19 protein-coding genes are annotated in these 15,380 nt (G+C 72.8%); 3 read left to right on the top strand and 16 right to left on the bottom strand.

What is annotated here, in order from left to right; genetic code table 11:
* Window positions 1-2: 2 nt before the first annotated feature.
* From K3554_RS13630 to K3554_RS13590, 9 genes are all read right to left on the bottom strand, one after another.
* Window positions 3-410, bottom strand: a complete 408-nt coding sequence (locus K3554_RS13630) for a VOC family protein (RefSeq protein ID WP_259941143.1) — start codon at window positions 408-410, stop codon at window positions 3-5.
* A 1-nt stretch (window position 411) separates the two neighbouring features.
* Window positions 412-1,806, bottom strand: a complete 1,395-nt coding sequence (locus K3554_RS13625) for a pyruvate dehydrogenase complex E1 component subunit beta (RefSeq protein WP_259941141.1) — start codon at window positions 1,804-1,806, stop codon at window positions 412-414.
* Window positions 1,806-2,822, bottom strand: a complete 1,017-nt coding sequence (pdhA, locus tag K3554_RS13620) for a pyruvate dehydrogenase (acetyl-transferring) E1 component subunit alpha (RefSeq protein WP_259941139.1) — start codon at window positions 2,820-2,822, stop codon at window positions 1,806-1,808. The genes K3554_RS13625 and pdhA overlap by 1 nt, the downstream gene beginning before the upstream one ends.
* 115 nt (window positions 2,823-2,937) lie before the next feature.
* On the bottom strand, window positions 2,938-3,234 hold the full coding sequence (locus tag K3554_RS13615) for a septum formation initiator family protein (RefSeq protein WP_259941137.1): 297 nt from the start codon (window positions 3,232-3,234) through the stop codon (window positions 2,938-2,940).
* Between the two features lie 75 nt (window positions 3,235-3,309).
* Window positions 3,310-4,206: a fructose bisphosphate aldolase gene (locus tag K3554_RS13610; RefSeq protein WP_259941135.1), complete on the bottom strand. Its 897-nt coding sequence runs from the start codon at window positions 4,204-4,206 to the stop codon at window positions 3,310-3,312.
* 104 nt (window positions 4,207-4,310) lie between these two features.
* Entirely contained in the window at window positions 4,311-5,510 is a 1,200-nt protein-coding gene (locus K3554_RS13605; RefSeq protein WP_259941133.1) for a phosphoglycerate kinase, read from the bottom strand.
* An 81-nt stretch (window positions 5,511-5,591) separates the two neighbouring features.
* Window positions 5,592-6,602 (bottom strand): type I glyceraldehyde-3-phosphate dehydrogenase, encoded by a 1,011-nt coding sequence (gap, locus tag K3554_RS13600; RefSeq protein ID WP_259941131.1) that lies wholly within the window; start codon window positions 6,600-6,602, stop codon window positions 5,592-5,594.
* A gap of 92 nt (window positions 6,603-6,694) precedes the next feature.
* Window positions 6,695-6,838 carry a hypothetical protein gene (locus K3554_RS13595; protein WP_259941128.1) on the bottom strand — a complete coding sequence of 48 codons (144 nt, stop codon included), beginning with the start codon at window positions 6,836-6,838 and terminating at the stop codon, window positions 6,695-6,697.
* A gap of 43 nt (window positions 6,839-6,881) precedes the next feature.
* Window positions 6,882-7,634 (bottom strand): SDR family NAD(P)-dependent oxidoreductase, encoded by a 753-nt coding sequence (locus tag K3554_RS13590; protein WP_259941126.1) that lies wholly within the window; start codon window positions 7,632-7,634, stop codon window positions 6,882-6,884.
* Window positions 7,635-7,726: 92 nt separating this feature from the next.
* On the opposite strand from K3554_RS13590, the gene K3554_RS13585 reads away from it, so the two are divergent.
* Complete coding sequence (locus K3554_RS13585; RefSeq protein ID WP_259941124.1) at window positions 7,727-8,689, top strand: DUF808 domain-containing protein; 963 nt, start codon at window positions 7,727-7,729, stop codon at window positions 8,687-8,689.
* A gap of 134 nt (window positions 8,690-8,823) precedes the next feature.
* On the opposite strand, the gene K3554_RS13580 is transcribed toward K3554_RS13585, so the two are convergent.
* The 7 genes from K3554_RS13580 to K3554_RS13550 form a co-directional block, all read right to left on the bottom strand.
* On the bottom strand, window positions 8,824-9,351 hold the full coding sequence (locus K3554_RS13580) for a DsbE family thiol:disulfide interchange protein (RefSeq protein WP_259941122.1): 528 nt from the start codon (window positions 9,349-9,351) through the stop codon (window positions 8,824-8,826).
* On the bottom strand, window positions 9,341-9,481 hold the full coding sequence (gene ccmD, locus K3554_RS13575) for a heme exporter protein CcmD (protein ID WP_311200337.1): 141 nt from the start codon (window positions 9,479-9,481) through the stop codon (window positions 9,341-9,343). The genes K3554_RS13580 and ccmD overlap by 11 nt, the downstream gene beginning before the upstream one ends.
* Entirely contained in the window at window positions 9,481-10,209 is a 729-nt protein-coding gene (gene ccmC, locus K3554_RS13570; protein WP_259941118.1) for a heme ABC transporter permease CcmC, read from the bottom strand. Before ccmC ends, ccmD begins: the two co-directional genes overlap by 1 nt.
* Window positions 10,210-10,275: 66 nt before the next feature.
* Complete coding sequence (ccmB, locus tag K3554_RS13565) at window positions 10,276-10,932, bottom strand: heme exporter protein CcmB (RefSeq protein ID WP_259941116.1); 657 nt, start codon at window positions 10,930-10,932, stop codon at window positions 10,276-10,278.
* A 154-nt stretch (window positions 10,933-11,086) separates the two neighbouring features.
* Window positions 11,087-11,710 carry a heme ABC exporter ATP-binding protein CcmA gene (gene ccmA, locus K3554_RS13560; protein WP_259945959.1) on the bottom strand — a complete coding sequence of 208 codons (624 nt, stop codon included), beginning with the start codon at window positions 11,708-11,710 and terminating at the stop codon, window positions 11,087-11,089.
* A gap of 44 nt (window positions 11,711-11,754) precedes the next feature.
* Window positions 11,755-12,810 (bottom strand): MBL fold metallo-hydrolase, encoded by a 1,056-nt coding sequence (locus tag K3554_RS13555; protein ID WP_259941114.1) that lies wholly within the window; start codon window positions 12,808-12,810, stop codon window positions 11,755-11,757.
* Window positions 12,807-13,313 (bottom strand): DUF2478 domain-containing protein, encoded by a 507-nt coding sequence (locus K3554_RS13550; RefSeq protein WP_259941111.1) that lies wholly within the window; start codon window positions 13,311-13,313, stop codon window positions 12,807-12,809. Before K3554_RS13550 ends, K3554_RS13555 begins: the two co-directional genes overlap by 4 nt.
* A 382-nt stretch (window positions 13,314-13,695) precedes the next feature.
* On the opposite strand from K3554_RS13550, the gene K3554_RS13545 reads away from it, so the two are divergent.
* Together K3554_RS13545 and K3554_RS13540 are read left to right on the top strand one after the other, a co-directional pair.
* Entirely contained in the window at window positions 13,696-14,424 is a 729-nt protein-coding gene (locus K3554_RS13545) for an allophanate hydrolase subunit 1 (protein WP_259941109.1), read from the top strand.
* Window positions 14,421-15,380, top strand: a complete 960-nt coding sequence (locus K3554_RS13540) for a biotin-dependent carboxyltransferase family protein (protein ID WP_259941107.1) — start codon at window positions 14,421-14,423, stop codon at window positions 15,378-15,380. The genes K3554_RS13545 and K3554_RS13540 overlap by 4 nt, the downstream gene beginning before the upstream one ends.

Raw genomic sequence — 15,380 nt, 5'->3', positions numbered from 1 at the left:
CCTCAGTCGGGAATGACGGGCATGTGGGCGAACTCCCACTTCATCCCGTCGGGGTCTGCGAAATAGACCGCGTAGTAGCCGGGTCCGTATTCGGGGTATTCGGCGGGCGCGTCGAGGACGGTGATGCGCTGCGCCACGAGCAGGTCGTAGAGGTCGTCGACCTCGGAGCGGTCGGGGGCCTCGAAGGCGATGTGGTGGAAGCCGGGACGGCGGCGATCGTGGTCGCCCCCCTCCGCGGCCTGCCACAGGTTCACGGCCGTGCGCACGCCGGGATGGTACCACAGCGCCATCGCCTCGTTCTCCTCGACCTTGTCGTAGCCGAGCCATCCCAGCACGGGGCCGTGGAAGGCCGCGTCGGACCGCTTCAGGTCCGACACGGTGAGCGCGATATGGTGGACGGCGCCGCGCATCCTAGCGGTAGGTCACCTTCTTGACCGCGTCCACGACCTCGGCCGTGGAGGTCAGGGCCAGCTTCTCGAGGTTGGCGGCATAGGGCATGGGCACGTCCTTGCCCGTGCAGGTGACGACAGGGGCGTCGAGGTGGTCGAAGGCGCGCTGCATGATCGTGGAGGCGATGTGGTCGCTGTAGGAGGCGACCGGGAAGCCCTCCTCCACGGTGACGCAGCGGTTGGTCTTCATGACGCTCGCCAGCACGGTGTCGTAGTCCACCGGACGCAGGGTGCGCAGGTCGATCACCTCGGCCTCGATGTCCTCGCCGGCGAGCTGCTCGGCGGCTTCCAGGGCGTAGGTCATGCCGATGCCCCAGGAGACGATGGTGACGTCGGAGCCCTCGCGCCAGATGCGGGCCTTGCCGAAGGGCACGGTGAAGTCGTCGAGCTTCGGCACGTCGAAGGAGCGGCCGTAGAGGATCTCGTTCTCGAGGAAGATCACCGGGTTCGGGTCGCGGATCGCGGACTTCAGGAGGCCCTTGGCGTCGGAGGCCGAGTAGGGCTGCACCACCTTGAGGCCGGGCACGGAGGCGTACCACGCCGCGTAGTCCTGGCTGTGCTGGGCGCCCACGCGGGCGGCGGCGCCGTTGGGGCCGCGGAACACGATCGGGCAGCCCATCTGGCCGCCCGACATGTAGAGCGTCTTGGCGGCGGAGTTGATGATCTGGTCGATCGCCTGCATGGCGAAGTTGAAGGTCATGAACTCCACGATGGGGCGCAGGCCGCCGAAGGCCGCGCCGACGCCGATGCCGGTGAAGCCGTGCTCGGTGATCGGCGTGTCGATCACGCGGCGGTCGCCGAACTCGTCCAGGAGGCCCTGGCTGATCTTGTAGGCGCCCTGGTACTCGGCCACCTCCTCGCCCATCAGGAACACCGCGTCGTCGCGGCGCATCTCCTCGGCCATGGCGTCGCGCAGCGCCTCGCGCACGGTCTGCTGCGCCATCTCGGTGCCCTCGGGCCAGTCCGGGGACGCCTTCGACTGGGGCTTGGGCTCCTCGTCCGCGACGCGCGCGGGGGCCTTCTCGGGCGCCTTGCCGCGGGCCTCGTCGGCGGCGGGCTTGGCGTCCTCGGCGGGTGCGCTGCCGCCGGAGGCGCCGATGTCGTCCGCGCTCTCGCCGTCGGCGAGCAGCACGGCGATGGGTGTGTTCACCTTCACGCCCTCGGAGCCTTCCTCGATCAGGATCTTACCGACCGTGCCCTCGTCCACGGCCTCGAACTCCATGGTGGCCTTGTCGGTCTCGATCTCGGCCAAGATGTCGCCGGAGGCGACGGTGTCGCCTTCCTTCACGAGCCACTTGGCGAGCGTGCCCTCCTCCATGGTGGGGGACAGGGCCGGCATCAGGATCTCGGTGGGCATCAGCGCGCCTCCCCTTGCGGCAGCTCGTCGGCGTAGATGTCGGTCCAGAGCTCCTCGAGCGCGGGCTCGGGGCTCTCCTTCGCGAACTCGGCCGATTCGTTGACCACCGCCTTGATCTCCTTGTCGATCGCCTTGAGGTCCTCCTCGGAGGCGTGGTTCCCGGTCAGGAGCATCTGGCGCACGGCCTCGATCGGGTCACGCTCCTCGCGCATCTTCTGGACCTCCTCGCGGGTGCGGTACTTGGCCGGGTCCGACATGGAGTGGCCGCGGTAGCGGTAGGTCTTGATCTCGAGGATGTAGGGGCCCTTGCCCGCGCGGCAGTGGGCCACGGCCTTCTCGCCGGCGGCCTTCACGGCCAGCACGTCCATGCCGTCCACCTCCTCGCCGGCGATGCCGTAAGCGGCGCCGCGCTCCCAGTAGGAGGGCGACTTGGTGGAGCGCTTGGTCGAGGTGCCCATGGCGTACTGGTTGTTCTCGATCACGAACACCACCGGCAGGTCCCACAGCTCGGCCATGTTGTAGGTCTCGTAGACCTGGCCCTGGTTGGCCGCGCCGTCGCCGAAGTAGGTGAAGGTGACGTTGTCGTTGCCCTTGTACTTGTCGGAGAAGGCGAGGCCCGCCCCGAGGGGCACCTGTGCCGCGACGATGCCGTGGCCGCCGTAGAAGTGCTTCTCGCGGCTGAACATGTGCATCGAGCCGCCCTTGCCCTTCGAGTAGCCCCCCTCGCGGCCCGTGAGTTCGGCCATCACGCCCTTGGGGTCCATGCCGCAGGCCAGCATGTGGCCATGGTCGCGGTAGGAGGTGATGCGCTTGTCGCCCTCCTTGGCCGCCGCCTCGAGTCCCACCACCACGGCCTCCTGGCCGATGTAGAGGTGGCAGAAGCCGCCGATCAGTCCCATGCCGTAGAGCTGGCCGGCCTTCTCCTCGAAGCGCCGGATCAGGAGCATGTCGCGGTAGTACTGCGTGAGGTCCTCGGCGGATACGTTCGCCTTCGCGGCGGGTTTGCGCGCTGCCATGCGGTCCGTTCCTCCCCGGTTCGGATCAGTAGTTCAACGTTGAACTAGTCGCAGGGTGCCGGGTTCCGCGGGCGGGTGCAATCCCGTTTCGGGCATACCCGCGATGCGACGGGCGCTACTCGACGATGATCTCGTCGGCGCGGGCCAGCCCCAGCACCGCGCGGGCCTGCTGGTCGAGCAGGTCGAGGTCGAGATAGCCGTCCGAAAGGCGGCGCGTGCGCTCGCGCATCGCGGTGCGCTGGGCGTCGAGCAGCGCCAGCTCCGCCTCCAGCTCCACGCGCTGCGCTTCCAGCTCCACGCGGCGGAACACGCCGCCCTCGCCCTGCACGGCGGCGAAGGCGAAGTAGCCGCTGAAGGTCATGATCCCGAGGGGCAGCACGAAGCCGTATCCGGGTGTCTTGCGTCTGCTCATGGCGCGCCTCTCCGTTGGGCGTTTCGCCAGTCCTCGCACGGGGGCGGGGGGCTGTGAATCCCCCCGCCGCCGAATTCAGCGGCCTGCGACCGAAGCGTCGCGGATCGACTGGATCGTCGCATCCAGCTTCGAATCGAACGCCTCGGCCGACATGTCGGCGCGCAGCCCCTCGGCGAGGGCGCGGCTGAAGCTCGCGATCATGCCGCGGTTCTGCGCGAGGCGGCGGTTCGCCTCCTCCTGGCTGTAGCCGCCCGAGAGCGCCACCACGGCCAGCACCTTCGGATGGTCCACGAGGCCCTCGTAGAGGTTCGCCTCCTCGGGCAGCGTCAGCTTGAACATGATCCGCTGCCCCTCGGGCACCGCCTCCAGCCCTTCGAGCAGGGCGTCGCGCAGCATGGTCTCGGCCTCGCGCTTGTCGGAAATCGAGATCGAGACCTCGGGCTCCAGGATCGGCACCATGTCGTTGGCGAGGACCTGGCGGCCCACCTCGAACTGCTGGGCGGCCACCTTGCGGATGCCCGCCTCGTCGGCGCGGCCGATCACGGAGCGCTCCTTGGTGCCGAACACGCCGAGGCCGTGCGCCCGCTCCAGCGTCTCGCCCAGACCCGGGATCGGGTTCATGAGCTGCATGCCCCCGTCCTCGTCCGCCAGCCCCTTGTCGATCTTAAGGAACGGCACCACGCGCTTGGTGTCCCAGAGATAGCTGGCGGCGGGCTTGCCGCCGAAGGTGCGGCCCAAGGTCTGCTCGAACAGGATGGCGCCGATGACGCGGCCGCCGCCGAAGGCCTCGGAGGTGACGATCCGCTCGCGCATGGCGTGCATGCGGTCGAACATCTCGTCGTCGCCGTCGTACTGGTCCTCGGCCACGCCGTAGTTGCGCAGAACCTTCGGGGTCGAGCCGCCCGACTGGTCGAGCGCGGCGATGAAGCCCTGGCCCTCGGCGATCTTGCGGGCCTGTTCGCTGTTCGGCATGTCGGTGTCCTCCCCGGGAATGTCAGGCACTTGCTAGGCAAGGGGGAAGGGCAGGGCAACACGGTGCGAGCGCTAACCCCCCGCACCGCGTCCCCGGTCCGCGGTCAGCCCGCCGCGGATTCCAGGGCCGCGACCCCGGGCAGGGTCTTGCCCTCCATCCATTCCAGGAACGCGCCCCCGGCGGTGGAAATGTAGGTGAAGTCGTCCGCGACGCCCGCCTTGTTGAGCGCGGCCACGGTGTCGCCGCCGCCCGCGACGGAGACCAGCTTGCCGGCGCGGGTCAGCTCGGCCGCGTGCTGCGCCGCCTGGGTCGTGGCGGCGTCGAAGGGCGCCATCTCGAAGGCGCCGAGCGGGCCGTTCCAGACCAGCGTGGCGCATCCCGAAAGGACCTGCCGGACGTGGGCCACCGAGTCCGGGCCGGCGTCGAGGATCATCCAGCCCGCGGGCACGTCCTCCACCGCGACGGTGCGGGTGGGCGGGTTCGCTCGGAACTCCTCGGCCACCACCACGTCGCGGGGCAGGAGGATCGTGCAGCCGGCGCCTTCCGCCTTCGCAGCGATCTCGCGCGCGGTGTCCAGGAGGTCGTGCTCGCAGAGCGACTTGGCCACGTCGATTCCTTGCGCGGCCAGGAACGTGTTGGCCATGCCGCCGCCGATCACGAGGTGCTGGACCCGCTCCACGAGGTTGCCGAGCAGCTCCAGCTTGGTGGAGACCTTGGCGCCGCCCACCACGGCGGCGACGGGGGGCTGCGGATCGCCCAGCGCCTTGCCCAGCGCCTCCAGCTCCGCCTGCATGGCGCGGCCGGCGAAGGCGGGCAGGAGGTGGGCCAGCTTCTCGGTGGTGGCGTGGGCGCGGTGGGCGGCGGAGAAGGCGTCGTTGCAGTAGAGGTCGCCCACGGAAGCGAGGCGCTTGGCGAAGCCCCCGTCGTTCCGCTCCTCGCCGGGATTGAAGCGCACGTTCTCGAACAGGATCACGCCGCCCGGGGGCAGGGCCTTCACGCTGTCGGTGTAGTCGCCGTCGGCGAAGGCGACGTCCGTGCCCAGCACCTCGCGCAGGGCCGGGAGCACCTGCCGGAGCGACATCGCCTCGTTCACCTCGCCCTTGGGGCGGCCGAAGTGGGCGAGCAGCACCACCTTGGCACCGGCGGCGCGCAGGTCGCGCACGGTGGGCACGATCCGCTCCATGCGGGTGCGGTCGGTGACGCGGCCGTCCTCCACGGGGACGTTCAGATCGACGCGGGCGAGCACGACCTTACCGTCCAGCATCCCCGCCGCCGTCATGTCGTCGATGGTCTTGAAGCGCATGGCCCGTCTCCCCCGGCGGCGCGCGGCCGCCCCTTACATGTGGATGGGAAAACGCCGCCCCGGAGGGCGGCGTTCCGAGGTTCAGATGAGCTTGCCCATGGCCACCGCGGTGTCGGCCATGCGGTTCGAGAAGCCCCACTCGTTGTCGTACCAGGTCAGGATGCGGCACATCTTGCCGCCTTCCATCACCTTGGTCTGGTCCATGTGGAAGATCGACGAGTGCGGGTCGTGGTTGAAGTCCGAGGACACCAGCGGCTCGTCGGTGTAGCCCAGCACGCCCTTGAGCTTGCCGTCGGCGGCCTCGCGGATCGCCGCGTTGATCTCCTCGACCGAGGTGTCGCGCGAGGCGGTGAAGGTCAGGTCCACCACCGAGACGTTCGGCGTGGGCACGCGGATCGCCACGCCGTCGAGCTTGCCGTCGAGCTCGGGCAGCACGAGGCCCACGGCCTTGGCGGCGCCCGTCGAGGTCGGGATCATCGACAGGGCCGCGGCGCGGGCGCGGTAGAGGTCCTTGTGCATCGTGTCCAGCGTGGGCTGGTCGCCGGTGTAGGAGTGGATCGTGGTCATGAACCCGCGCTCGATGCCGATGGTCTCGTTCAGCACGTAGGCGACGGGCGAGAGGCAATTCGTGGTGCAGGACGCGTTCGAGACGACGAGATCCTCGGCCGTAAGTGTGTCGTGGTTCACGCCGTAGACGATGGTGCGGTCGGCCTTCGTGGCCTTCGCCATCGGCGCCGAGATCAGCACCCGCTTGGAGCCGTTCTCCAGGTGCGCCTGGCAGGCCTCCTTGGAGGTGAAGATGCCGGTGCATTCCATCACCACGTCGACGTCGCTCCAAGGCAGGTCGGCGGGGTTGCGGATCGCGGTGACCTTCATAGGGCCGCGGCCGACGTCGATGGTGTCCTCGCCCGTGGTCACGGTGGCCGGGAAGCGGCCGTGGACGCTGTCGTAGCGCAGGAGGTGCGCGTTGGTCTCGACAGGGCCGAGGTCGTTGATCGCCACCACCTCGATGTCGGTGCGCCCCGACTCGATGATGCCGCGCAGAACGTTGCGCCCGATGCGGCCGAAGCCGTTGATCGCCACCTTGACCATGAAATCCTCCGGGTCGGTTGCCGGCGGAGAGGCTCCGCCGCGTCACGGGCGCGGGTAGCATGGGGCGGGGGGCGTCTCAACAGGGCGGGGCCTCACCGCCAGAAGGCCATCCACTCGGTGAGGCGGATCATCTGCCTTCCCGCGAACTCGGCCAGCGCCCAGTCGGCCCACAGCCCGTCGGCGGCGACGCAGCAGAGCAGCAGAACGGCGAGCGTGGCGGCCACGAGGTTGGTCATGGCCGCGCTTCTGGCAGGGGGGCGGCGGCTTGCCCAGCCCCCCTCAGCCTCCGGGCGGCAGCGGTCCCGCCGACAGCCCGCCGTCGGCGGCGATCTCGGCACCGGTCAGGTAGCTCGCCGCTCCCGAGGCGAGGAAGAGCACCGTGCGGGCGATCTCCCCAGCCTCGGCGAAGCGGCGCAGGGGCACGTCCGCCACCAGGGCGGCCTCGTCCGCGCCGGCATCCAGCATCGGCGCCCAGATCGGCGTGCGGGTGGCGCCGGGCGACACCGCGTTGCAGCGGATCGGCAGGCGGTGGGCGGCGCAGTGCAGCGCGACCGAACGGGTGAGCGAGAGGAGCGCCGCCTTCGATGCGGCGTAGGCCGGGGCGCCGGGCACGCCCACATGGGCGGAGCGCGAGGCGACGTTGACGATCGCGCCGCCCCCCGCCATCGCGCGCAAGGCTTCGCGGCAGCCCAGCATCGCGCCGTCGAGGTTCACCGCCATCACCGCCCGCCAGTCATCGAGCGAGACGCTGCCCGGATCCTGCGCCCGCGGGCCGGCGGCGGCGATGCCGGCGTTGTTCACCAGGATGTCCCACGCGGGATAGGCGTCGCGCAGGGCCTCCCAGCCGGCCTCGCGCGTCACGTCGAGGCGGTGGAAGGCCGCGCCGATCGCCCCAGCTGCGGCCTCGCCCGCGGGGTCGAGGTCGCACAGGATCACCTCCGCGCCCGCCTCCGCCAGCGCCTTGCACGTGGCCGCGCCGATGCCGCGCGCCCCGCCCGTCACCACCGCCCGCCGTCCCGCGATGCCGTCCATGGCCGCCCTCCGCCGCAACCGCGCCCGCCGGAGCGCGTTGACGCGGAGGATGCGGCCTCCGATGGTGGCCGGGCAAGACGGAAGGGAACGGCATGAGCGGACTGCTGGCGCTGCTGGACGACGTGGCGGCGATCGCCAAGGTGGCCTCCACGAGCCTCGACGACATCGTGGGGCAGGCGACGAAGGCGGGGGCCAAGGCCGCCGGCGCGGTGATCGACGACGCCGCGGTGACGCCGAAATACGTGCACGGGCTGGCCGCGGCGCGCGAGCTTCCCATCGTCTGGCGCATCGCCCGCGCGTCGGCCTTCAACAAGCTGGTGATCCTGCTGCCCGTGGCCCTCCTCCTGGGCCAGTTCGCGCCCTGGGCGATCCCGCCGCTGCTGATCCTCGGCGGGCTGTACCTGTGCTACGAGGGTGCGGAAAAGATATGGCACGCCCTCACACACGAGGAGAGCCACGCCGCGATCAAGAACCCCGAGCTGACCGCGCCCGAGCAGGCGCACCTCGAGGAGCAGCGCGTGAAGGGCGCCATCAAGACCGACTTCATCCTCTCGGCCGAGATCATGACCATCGCGCTGTCGCAGACCGACGCCACCGCGGGCTGGGTGATGCAGGCCGCCGTTCTCGCGCTGATCGCGGTGGTCATCACCGCCGCCGTCTACGGGGCGGTCGCGCTGATCGTGAAGGCGGACGACGTGGGGCTCCACCTCGCCGAGACCGGGCGCACCGCGTTCGGGCGGCGTCTGGGCCGGGCCGTGGTCCGGGGGATGCCGGGCTTCATGAAGGCGCTGACCATCGTCGGCACGGCGGCGATGCTCTGGGTGGGCGGCAACATCGTGGTCCACGCGCTGGCGGAGATGGGCTGGACGTGGCCCTACGACACCATCCACCACGCGGCCGTCGCGGTCGCCGAGGCGGTGCCGTCGGCCGCCGGGCTGCTGGAGTGGGCGGCCACCGCAGCGATGGACGGCGTTCTCGGCGTGGCGCTGGGGCTGCTGATCATCCCGCTGGTGGGACTCTTGCCGGGGCGCGGCAAGGAGGCAGGGGCGCACTAGGGGCAGCGGAGCCAGCCGGGTCGCCTGCGACCCGGCACGCGCCCGCCCGGTGCACGACACGCCCCGGACTCGATCCGGGACCTCGCTGCGCAATCGGGCCATGACCTCCGGCACGGAGCGAACCCGCCCCGCGCCTACTCCCGCGCCGCCTCCACCGCCGGAAGGATCGTGTCCGCCATCGCCGAGCGCGTGATCGGCCCGGCGAAGCGCAGGCGCACCACGCCGTCGCCGTCGATCACGAAGGTCTCGGGCACGCCGTAGAGGCCCCAGTCCAGCCCCGTGCGGCCCGCGTCGGCGCCGAGGGCGGCGAAGGGGTCGCCCAGCTCCTCCAGGAAGGCGAGGGCGGGGCCGGGCGTGTCCTTGTAGTTCACGCCGTAGACCGGAACGGTCTCGGCCAGGGCCTCCAGCTGCGCGTGCTCGGCGCGGCAGGGCACGCACCACGAGGCCCAGAAGTTCACGAGCTTCACCTCGCCGTCACGCAAGGCGGCGTCGGTGAGGGGGAGCTTGCCGGGCAGCTCGGTCAGTTGCAGCGGCGGCGCCTCGCGGCCCACCATCACCGACTGGAGCGTGTCGGGATCGTCGCGCAGGAGGCCCGACAGGAAGAACCCCGCGAGCGCGGCGAACAGGGCGACCGGGATCAGGGCGAGCCACCTAGCGGTCACGTTCGGCCTCCTCCAGGCGGCGGCGCAGGGCGCGCGCGGCGAGCGCGGAGCGCAGCACCAGCCCGCCCACCAGCAGCGCGGTCACGCCGTAGGCGAGCAGGACGTCGCCGGCGTACTTGCCCAGGTCCATCACGCGAGGCGCGCCCTGGCGGCGATGGCGTGGACCCGGCGGCGGCGGATCTCGGTGCGGGTGCGCAGGAGCACGAGGGCCAGGAACAGCGCGACGAAGCCTGCGAGGGTCAGCACGAGGGGCTGCCAGAACACGTCCGCCACGTTCTCCTCGGCGTCGAGCGAGAGCGAGGCGCCCTGGTGCAGCCCCTGGTTCCAGAAGTTGGCGGCATAACGCGAGAGCACCGCGAACACCGTGCCCACGAGGCACAGGACGCTGGTGAGGTCGGCTGCCGCATCGGGGGACTCCACGGCCTCCCACAGCGCGATGTAGCCGGCGTAGAAGAAGAGGAGGATCAGGAACGACGTCAGCCGCGGGTCCCACGCCCAGTAGGTGCCCCACATGGGCTTGCCCCAGATCGCCCCGGTGGCGATCGCGGCGGCGCACATCACCAGCCCCACGGGCGCGGCGGCGCGGGCCACCAATGCGGAGACGTGGTGGCGGCGCACCAGCCAGATGACGGAGGCGACCAGCATCGCGAACCACGCGTTGATGGCGACGAAGGCGGTGGGGACGTGCACGTAGATTATCTTGACCGAGTGGCCCATGCGGTAGTCCTCGGGCGTGAAGCCGAAGCCCCACACGAGGCCCGCGCCCGTCAGCAGGGCGGCCAGCCCCCAGGCCCACGGCAAGACCGCGCCGGAGAGCGCCATGAAGCGGCGCGGATTGGCCCATTCCCAGATCGACATGGGCGAGGGGTTACGGCGCGCGCGGGCGGTTGCCAAGTCACCGTGGCGCGACCCGGCGCCGCGCCGTCAGCGCAGGGCGACGCGCAGCGCGGCGGCGGCGGCGAAGGGCAGCAGCGCCGCCGACCCCAGGGTGATCGCCGCCAGCAGGGCGAGGGGGGTGGACGGGTCCAGCCCCGCCGCCGCCCGCCGCACGGTCTCGGCGCCGAACACGAGCGTGGGGATGTAGAGCGGCAGCACGAGCAGCCCGAGCAGGAGCGTCCCGCGCTTCAGCCCCACCGTGAGGGCGGCGCCGAAGGTCCCGATGGCCGACAGCGCGGGCGTGCCGAGCAGGAGTGAGGCGACCAGCCACGGCACGGCGGGCGCAGGTAGGTAGAGCACGAGCGCGAGGGCGGGCGAGGCGGCGACCAGCGGCAGGCCGGTCGCGATCCAGTGCGCGAGCGCCTTGGCCGCCGCCACCGCCTCGGCGGGCAGGGGAGCGACGATCAGCGCCTCGAGCGAGCCGTCCTCGAGGTCGAGCGCGAACAGGCGGTCGAGGCTCAGGAGGCAGGCGAGCAGCGCGCCGAGCCAGAGCGCGCCGGGGGCGAGGGGGGCCAGAACGCGCTCCGACGGCCCCGCGCCGAGGGCCGCGAGGGTGGCGAACAGGGCGAAGAACACGAGTCCCAGCCCGAAGCCCCCGCCGGAGCGCAGGGCGAGGCGCAGGTCGCGCAGGAGCAAGGCTAGCATGATATGCGCTCCGGTCGTCGGCAACGCACGCCCCGGCCTCGCGCCGGGGCCTCCGCGTTCCACAGGCGCTTCGCGTTCGGACGGCGCGCGACGAAGGCCACCCGAGGCTCCGGCGCGAGGCCGGGGCGCAGTCCGCGACGAATGCCCCGTCCGCTCACTCCACGGCCTCCGCGAACGGATCGTCCTCGCGCACCGCCTCGCGCCCCACCGCGAAGGGCGCAAGGTCGAGCGCGGGCGCCTCCAGCCCCAGCGGTACGTGCGTCGCCACCGCCGCGCTGCCGCCCGAGGCCAGATGCCCGCGCAGCACGTCCGCGAAGAGAATCACCGCCTCGGCATCCAGCGACACCGTCGGCTCGTCCAGCAGCCAGACCGGGCGTCCCGTGACCAGCAGCCGCGCAAGCCCCGCGCGGCGGCGCTGGCCGGCGGACAGCTCTGCGGCGCGGCGGTGGGCGAGGGGGCCGAGGCGCATCCGCTCCAGCGCCTCCCCGGCCTGCGCGGTGCCGTAGGCGTCGGCCCAGAATTGGAGGTTCTCGGCCACCGTGAGTTGCGCCTTCAGCGCGTCGGCGTGGCCCCCGAACGCGAAGGCGTCCGGGGCCGCGTCGATGCGGCCCGCCACGGGCGCGGCCAGCCCGGCGAGGGTCCGCAGGAGCGTGGTCTTGCCGGCGCCGTTGGGGCCGCGCAGGACGAGGGCGGTGCCGGCGGCGACGCGGAAGCCCACGCCCCGCAGCACCACGGCCTCGCCGCGGCGGCAGCTCAGATCGGTGACGCCCCAGTCCATCGGTGCGGCGTAGCGGGCGGGGCGGGGGGCGTCCAGCGGTCGGCTCAGGCCGGCACGTCCCACCACGCGCCGGGGGCGAGCGCGCGGAAGCGCTCCTCGGCCACCCCGTGCTGCGCCAGGGCCTCGCGCAGCTTGGCGGGCGGCTCCTCGCGGGGCTCGTCGGTCAGCTGGAACGTGCCCCAGTGGTGGCCGACCGCGTGGGCCGCGCCGCATTCGAGCAGGCCGCGCACGGCCTCCTCGGGGTTCTGGTGCTGGGCGCGCATGAACCAGCGCGGCTTGTAGGCGCCGATGGGCAGCACCGCGAGGCGCAGCGGCCCCAGCCCGCGATAGGGGCGCCCGTCGTGCCAGCCGGTGTCGCCGATGTGGAGGATGCGGCCCCGCGGCGTCTCGACCACGAAGGCCGCCCAGAGCGCCATGCGCCGGTCGCGCGTGCCCCGCGCCGACCAGTGGTGGCAGGGCCGGACCAGCACGCGAAAGCCCGCCGCCTCGAGCGCGTCGCCCCAGTCGCCCACGCGCAGGTCGGCGTCCGGCACAGCCTCGCGCACGATGGCGTCGTTGCCCAGCGTGGTCAGGATCGGCATCCCGTAGGCCGCGTGGAGGCGCGCCAGCGTGTCCACGTCGAGGTGGTCGTAGTGGTTGTGGCTCAGCAGCACCGCATCGATGCGCGGCAGGTCCGCGAAGGCGATGCCGGGCGCGGTGACGCGGGCGGGGCCGGCGAAGGAGACGGGCGAGACGCGGCGCGACCAGACCGGGTCGGTCAAGATGTTGCGCCCTGCCACCTGGATCAGCAGCGTGGCGTGCCCGACCATGATGACGCGCAGGTCGTCCACGGCGGCGGCGGGGCGCACGGCGTCGACCGCCACCGCATCGGGCCAACGGGCGCGGTTCCCGCCGAACTGCCAGCGCAGGATGGCGCCGAGGTCGCGCTCGGTGCTCTCGCCGCCCGGATTGAAGAAGCGCAGGCCGTCGAAGTGGTCGGAGACCGGCCCGTCGTAGTAGGGGTTCGCGCCCCGCGGCTGCACGGCGCAGCCCGCGGTGCCGGCAGCGGCACCCGCCGCCGCGCCGAGGCCGAGCATCTGAAGCAGCCGCCTGCGCCTCACGCGGCGGTCTCTTGGGAGATCGCCCAGCGGCGCAGGGCCTCGGGGTCGGGGGCGACGGACTCGGCCTCGCCCACGAAGGCGAGGAGGGCGTCGAGGTTCATCGCGTTCACGCCCACCAGCACGTCGGCGCCCGCCTCCAGCGCCGCGGCGATCACGGGACGGAAGCCGCGCCCCGCCGCCTCCTGCTTGCCGAACTTGTTGACGATCAGCAGGTCCACGCCCTCGGCGAGCCGTGCCTCGGCGGCGCCCACGGCGGTCTCCAAGCCTTCGGGATCGAGGCGGCACCCGCGCGACTCGGCGCCCAGCGACTGCGAGATGCGGATGGTGGGGCCATCGGGCAGCACCACCGCGTCCATGTCGCAGCGCGCGCAGCCCGGGCGGTCCGAGTTCACCTGCACCACGCCGGCCAGCCTGAGGCCGGCGGCCATCGCGTCGCGCGCGAGGTCGTGGAGCAGCGGGTCCAGCTCGCCCCGCCCGCGGGTCATGGTATAGGCCAGTCGCATGGGGGACATGTGGCGCGCGGGGGCGGTGGCGTCCAGTGGGGGCGGGGGGGCCCGACCATCGGCGTTTCACTTCGGGGCCTCGCCCATCCAAGCGCGCTTCGCTTCGCAATCGTCTCGCCGTCGGCGGCCAAAGGCCCCGTATCAGGTCTGCGGCGTGTCGGCGCGGTTTGGCAGGGTGTCCCTCCGTAGCCCACGCCCCGGCCCTGCGCCGGGGCCTTTGCCATCCACGAGCACTTCGCTCCGCAGTCGACACGCCATCGGCGGCCAGAGGCCCCGGATCGGGTCCGGGGCGCACGGGTGAGGGGGCGGCATCACCCCGCCCGGTGGCGGGCCGGGGCCCCGCACCCTTGACGCCACCCCGCCTCCGCGCGACCCCTCTCCCATGCCCGCCCCCGACTTCCCCCGCATCGAGCCGCTCGGCGAGGCCGCGCTGCTCGTGCGCTTCGCGGACAGGCTCGACGAGGCGGCGAACCGGGCGGGCCTCGCGTTCCGGGCCGCTCTAGAGGTGGACACCGTCGCGGGCGCCGGCGAGACGGCGGCGTCGCTCGGCTCCGTGCTGGTGGCGGTGGAGGGCGACGCGGAGGCGGTGGAAGATACCCTGCGCCGGCGCCTCGCGGCCCGCGACTGGCGCGCCGCGCCGCTGCCCCCGCGGCGCCTGTGGGAAATCCCCTGCGCCTACGGCGGCGACCACGGCCCGCAGCTGGAGGAGACCGCGCGGCTGGCGGGCACCACCCCCGAGGCGGCCGTGGCCGAGCTGTCCGCGGCCCGCGTCCGCGTGCTCGCCCTCGGGTTCGCGCCGGGCATGCCCTACTGCGGCATCCTCCCCACTCGCTGGGACGTGCCCCGCCAGACCGGCCTGACGCCGAAGGTGCCCGAGGGCGCTCTGGTGCTCGCCGTGCGCCAGTTCGTGCTGTTCGGCACCTCGGCGCCCACGGGCTGGCGGCAGGTGGGCCTGACCCGCTTCGGCTGCTTCCGCCCGGACCAGGCGCGCCCCATCGCCCTGCGCCCCGGCGACGAGGTGCGCTTTCCCGCCGTCTCGCCCGCGGAGCTGGAGGACCGCGCCGGGGAATCCCCCGAGTTCGGCGGCGCCACGTGGAGGGAGATCGCGTGATCGAGGTGCTCCACTGCGGCCCGCTGGTGACGGTGCAGGACGGGGGGCGGCCCGGGCACCTGGCGCTTGGCCTCGCGCGAGGCGGCGCCGCGGACCGGCGGGCGCTGGCGGAAGCGCGGGCGCTGCTGGGGCGCTGCGGCGCGGGGATCGAATCGCCCGGCTTGCCTTTGACGCTGCGCTTCGGCGCCCCCTGCGCCGTCGCCCTGACCGGCGCGCCGATGCGGGCCAAGGCGGACGGGCGGGCACTGCGCTGGCACGCCTCGCACATGCTGGCGGCGGGCATGGTGCTGCGACTGCGGCCCCTCGGCGCGGGCTATTCATACGTGACCCCGGCGGGCGGGCTCGACTGGCCCGAGGTCATGGGCTCGCAGGCCGCGCACCCGATCGCCGGCATCGGCCGCGCGCTGCGCCCCGGCGACCGGCTGGGGCCGGGCGCCGAAGGTCCGAGCCGCGTGCTGCGCCGCCCCGAGGAGCGCTTCAATGGTGGCACCCTCCGCTGCGTCGTCACCCCCCAGACCGCGCTGTTCCCCGAAGCCGAGCGCGCGCGGTTCGAGGCCACCGCCTTCCGCCGCGACCCGCGCGGCAACCGGCAGGGCGTGCGGCTGGCGATGGACGGCGAGGGCTTCCGGGCCGAGGGGCAGCTCTCGCTCCTGTCGGACTTCATCCTGCCAGGCGACGTGCAGATGACCGGCGACGGGGTACCCTTCGTCCTCGGGCCGGAGTCGCAGACCACGGGGGGCTATCCGCGCATCGCCCACGTGATCGCCGCCGATCTGCCGAGGGCCATGCAGGCGCCGCCGGGGGCGGAGCTGCGGTTCCGGTTCGTCACCCTTGCGGAGGCCCGCGCCGCCGCGCCCGGACCGCCGGCGACCGAGGCGCTCGTGCGCGACCCGCGCGACGTGGACCTCTTGGCGCATCAGCTCGTGGATGGCGTCGTGGACGCGAGGGAGGACTAG

This window comes from Jannaschia sp. W003 (genome assembly GCF_025144335.1).
Lineage (GTDB): Bacteria > Pseudomonadota > Alphaproteobacteria > Rhodobacterales > Rhodobacteraceae > Jannaschia.
The sequence above is the reverse complement of the archived record's forward strand: the minus strand, read 5'-3'. Positions and strand labels throughout refer to the sequence as shown.

Bases quoted from the DNA above. Each gene is read 5' to 3' on its own strand.
- ccmD (WP_311200337.1), bottom strand. From the start codon at position 9,481: ATGGACCTGGGCAAGTACGCCGGCGACGTCCTGCTCGCCTACGGCGTG.
- K3554_RS13610 (WP_259941135.1), bottom strand. From the start codon at position 4,206: ATGCCGAACAGCGAACAGGCCCGCAAGATCGCCGAGGGCCAGGGCTTC.
- K3554_RS13545 (WP_259941109.1), top strand. From the start codon at position 13,696: ATGCCCGCCCCCGACTTCCCCCGCATCGAGCCGCTCGGCGAGGCCGCG.
- K3554_RS13605 (WP_259941133.1), bottom strand. From the start codon at position 5,510: ATGCGCTTCAAGACCATCGACGACATGACGGCGGCGGGGATGCTGGAC.
- K3554_RS13590 (WP_259941126.1), bottom strand. From the start codon at position 7,634: ATGGACGGCATCGCGGGACGGCGGGCGGTGGTGACGGGCGGGGCGCGC.
- K3554_RS13625 (WP_259941141.1), bottom strand. From the start codon at position 1,806: ATGCCCACCGAGATCCTGATGCCGGCCCTGTCCCCCACCATGGAGGAG.
- K3554_RS13595 (WP_259941128.1), bottom strand. From the start codon at position 6,838: ATGACCAACCTCGTGGCCGCCACGCTCGCCGTTCTGCTGCTCTGCTGC.
- K3554_RS13550 (WP_259941111.1), bottom strand. From the start codon at position 13,313: ATGCGACTGGCCTATACCATGACCCGCGGGCGGGGCGAGCTGGACCCG.
- ccmC (WP_259941118.1), bottom strand. From the start codon at position 10,209: ATGTCGATCTGGGAATGGGCCAATCCGCGCCGCTTCATGGCGCTCTCC.
- ccmB (WP_259941116.1), bottom strand. From the start codon at position 10,932: ATGCTAGCCTTGCTCCTGCGCGACCTGCGCCTCGCCCTGCGCTCCGGC.
- K3554_RS13585 (WP_259941124.1), top strand. From the start codon at position 7,727: ATGAGCGGACTGCTGGCGCTGCTGGACGACGTGGCGGCGATCGCCAAG.
- gap (WP_259941131.1), bottom strand. From the start codon at position 6,602: ATGGTCAAGGTGGCGATCAACGGCTTCGGCCGCATCGGGCGCAACGTT.
- ccmA (WP_259945959.1), bottom strand. From the start codon at position 11,710: ATGGACTGGGGCGTCACCGATCTGAGCTGCCGCCGCGGCGAGGCCGTG.
- K3554_RS13615 (WP_259941137.1), bottom strand. From the start codon at position 3,234: ATGAGCAGACGCAAGACACCCGGATACGGCTTCGTGCTGCCCCTCGGG.
- K3554_RS13630 (WP_259941143.1), bottom strand. From the start codon at position 410: ATGCGCGGCGCCGTCCACCATATCGCGCTCACCGTGTCGGACCTGAAG.
- pdhA (WP_259941139.1), bottom strand. From the start codon at position 2,822: ATGGCAGCGCGCAAACCCGCCGCGAAGGCGAACGTATCCGCCGAGGAC.